We start from the raw sequence: 2352 nt of genomic DNA on the forward strand, positions 1-2352 counted from the left end.
ACCCCCGACCACACCAACCACGTCCACCCCGACACCCGGCGGAAGGCACCATGAAAGCGACCGAAGTCCCGGCCATCGCCGGAGCGTTCCTGTTCGAGCCGAGCCCGCACACCGACCCGCGCGGCTTCTTCTCCCGCACGTTCGACGCCGACGTCCTCCGCTCGGTCGGCGTGGACCCGAACGCCTTTGTCCAGGACAGCGTCTCCCGTTCGGCCCGCGGCGTCCTGCGCGGCCTGCACCTGCGCTCCGGCGACGGCGAGGCCAAACTCGTGCGGTGCTCGTACGGGAGGATCTTCGACGTCGTCGTGGACCTGCGCCCGGACTCGCCGACCTACCGCCACCACGCCACCTTCGAACTCTCCGACACCACGCAGGTGACGCTGTACGTCCCGGCCGGCTGCGCGCACGGCTTCCAGGCGCTGACTGACCCCGCCGACGTCTCGTACCGCATCGACCGCCCGCACGACCCGGCCGAGGACGTGACGATCGCCCACGACGACCCGGAACTCGCCATCCCCTGGCCCCTCCCCGCCACGTCGATGTCGCCACGCGACCGGGAGGCACCCGGCCTCGCGGTGGCCCTGAAGCAGATGGGGCGGTGAACTCGCGGTGGTCGCAGCTGAGTTCTCCCTCCCCCGCTCGCGCGCCGCGAACGAGCGGCTGCACGACCTCGTCCCCGGCGGCGCCCACACCTACGCCAAGGGCGACGACCAGTACCCCGCCGGTCTCGCCCCGGTCATCAGCCACGGGCACGGCGCCCACGTGTGGGACGTCGACGGCAACCGCTACATCGAGTACGGCTCCGGCCTGCGCTCTGTCAGCCTCGGCCACGCCCACCCCCGGGTGACCGAGGCGGTGCGGCGGGAACTCGACCGAGGCGCCAACTTCGTCCGGCCCTCCATCCTCGAAGTCGAGGCCGCCGAACGCTTCCTGGCCACCGTGCCGACCGCCGAGATGGTGAAGTTCGCGAAGAACGGCTCCGACGCCACCACCGCCGCCGTCCGCCTCGCCCGCGCCGCCACCGGCCGCCCGCTTGTGGCCGTCTGCGCCGACCACCCCTTCTTCTCCGTCGACGACTGGTTCATCGGCACCACCCCGATGTCCGCCGGCATCCCGGCCGCCACCAGCGACCTCACCGTGACGTTCCCCTACGGCGACCTGGCCGCCGCGGAAGACCTTCTCAACCGCCACCGGGACAAGATCGCCTGCCTCCTCCTCGAACCCGCCACCCACACCGAACCCCCGCCCGGCTACCTCTCCGGCCTGCGCGAACTCGCCGACCGCCACGGCTGCGTACTCGTCTTCGACGAGATGATCACCGGTCTGCGCTGGTCCGAGGCGGGCGCCCAGGGCCTGTACGGCGTCGTCCCCGACCTCTCCACCTTCGGCAAGGCACTCGGCAACGGCTTTGCCGTCTCCGCCCTCGCCGGCCGCCGCGCCCTGATGGAACAGGGCGGGCTACGCCACTCCCGTGACCGCGTCTTCCTCCTCTCCACCACCCACGGCGCCGAGACGCACTCCCTGGCCGCCGCGATGGCCGTCCTCACCACCTACGTCGAAGAGAGCATCACGGCCCGTCTGCACCACCTCGGCGAGCGGCTTGCCGCCGGTGTCCGCGACGCGGCGGCCGTCATGGGCGTCGCGGACCACGTCCTCGTCCGGGGCCGGGCCAGCAACCTCGTCTTCGCCACCCTCGACGAGAACCACCAACCGTCCCAGCACTACCGCACCCTCTTCCTTCGCCAGCTCCTCACCGGCGGCGTACTCGCCCCCTCCTTTGTCGTGAGCAGCGCGCTCGACGACGCCGACATCGCCCACACCGTCGACGCGGTGGCTCAAGCCTGTGCCGTCTACCGCAAGGCCCTCGACGCCGGCGACCCGGCCCCGTGGCTGGCCGGCCGTCCGGTCAAACCCGTCTTCCGCCGCCGCGTTTGACGCCCCCGGGGTCCCGGCGGCGAGCCTCCGCCACTCGATCGACCAGCCACGCGGTCGCCGGGACCACCGCGAACGCGGTACACATGCCGCCGAGGGTGTCCGTCGGGTAGTGCGCCCCCAAGGCGACCTGCGCCCACCCCATCGCCGTGCCGGCGAGCAACCCGGCGGCGAGCACCACCGACGTCCCGGCCGTCTTCCCGAACCCAACCCGCCCAGCCACAAGCAGCGCCACCACCACGGCAAACGCCGTGAGGAACGCCGTGTGCCCACTCGGATAGGCCAGGTTCGCCTCGTAGATGGTCCGCCCCACCAGCGGCTTGAGCACCTTGGTCACCCCGACCGCCACACCGGTGCCCGCGACGAGGAGCACCGCCGCACGCCACCACCGGACCGCCAGACACCCCGCGACACCCACCG

Annotated in this window: 3 protein-coding genes; 2 read left to right on the top strand and 1 reads right to left on the bottom strand. The window is 72.3% G+C overall.

Annotated elements, in window-relative coordinates:
- Positions 1–50: 50 nt before the first annotated feature.
- Positions 51–602, top strand: coding sequence for a dTDP-4-dehydrorhamnose 3,5-epimerase (rfbC, locus tag FNX44_RS26240; protein ID WP_143651469.1), 552 nt, complete (start codon positions 51–53; stop codon positions 600–602).
- Between the two features lie 7 nt (positions 603–609).
- Positions 610–1935 carry a glutamate-1-semialdehyde 2,1-aminomutase gene (locus FNX44_RS26245; protein WP_143651470.1) on the top strand — a complete coding sequence of 442 codons (1326 nt, stop codon included), beginning with the start codon at positions 610–612 and terminating at the stop codon, positions 1933–1935.
- Here FNX44_RS26245 and FNX44_RS26250 read toward each other — a convergent pair.
- The coding region (locus FNX44_RS26250; protein ID WP_143651471.1) for a phosphatase PAP2 family protein at positions 1907–2352 on the bottom strand (446 nt) is incomplete at its 5' end. The two genes, FNX44_RS26245 and FNX44_RS26250, sit on opposite strands and share 29 nt — an antisense overlap.

It is taken from the genome of Streptomyces alkaliterrae (assembly GCF_007097205.2).
In the GTDB taxonomy this organism is placed as follows: Bacteria; Actinomycetota; Actinomycetes; order Streptomycetales; family Streptomycetaceae; genus Streptomyces; species Streptomyces alkaliterrae.